Source organism: Ruegeria sp. AL12, from assembly GCF_056540885.1.
Genome location: NZ_JBQFXN010000098.1, coordinates 1 through 797 on the forward strand (window position 1 = coordinate 1; position 797 = coordinate 797).

1 protein-coding gene is annotated in these 797 nt (G+C 60.1%); it reads left to right on the forward strand.

Annotation, left to right across the window (positions count from 1 at the left end; all coding sequences use genetic code 11):
- Window positions 1-763 (forward strand): SDR family oxidoreductase (locus tag ACR0C6_RS21615; RefSeq protein WP_480621183.1); only part of this gene is annotated, 763 nt, incomplete at its 5' end.
- Window positions 764-797 lie beyond the last annotated feature (34 nt).

Below are 797 nucleotides of genomic sequence, written 5' to 3' on the forward strand. Positions count from 1 at the left end.
TTTTGGCACCACACGAGATGGCGAAGGCGCAGATGCGATACGTGCCTCTGGCGCGGACCCGCTGATCTGGCCCGGTGAGGTCCCAAATCTGGATGGGGTGACGCATTTGCTGATCTCGACGGCACCGGGCGAGGCGGGCGATCCGGTACTGGCGGCGCTGGGCGACGAGATCCGAAAACGAGCAAGTCAGTTCACTTGGGTGGGTTATTTATCGACAACGGCTGTTTATGGCGATCACCAGGGCGCCTGGGTTGACGAAGACACCCCGCCAACACCGACCGCCAAGCGTGGAAAGTGGCGCATGCTGGCTGAAGAGCAATGGGCGGCTGTGCCGGGCCTGCCTGTTCACATCTTCCGTCTGGCAGGGATTTACGGCCCGGGCCGTGGGCCGTTCTCTAAGCTCACACGCGGTGGGCTGCGGCGTATCATCAAGCCGGGGCAAGTGTTTTCGCGTATCCACGTGGATGACATTGCGCAGGTTCTGCAAGCCTCGATGACAAGGCCGAATCCGGGCAGTGTTTACAATGTCTGCGACGATGAGCCTGTCCCGCCACAGGATGTCATCGGGTATGCCGCCGAGTTGCAGGGGCTTCCTCTGCCGCCGGCGGTTTCATTTGACGAGGCCGATCTGACACCGATGGCGCGCAGTTTTTATAACGAGAACAAACGCGTCCGAAACGACCGGATCAAGGATGAGTTGGGTGTCGAATTGATCTACCCGAACTACCGGGTGGGGTTGGAGGCGCTGATGAAGGACCGGTAGGTTCTTTACTGCGCGGCTGCCTTAATCATGTCCG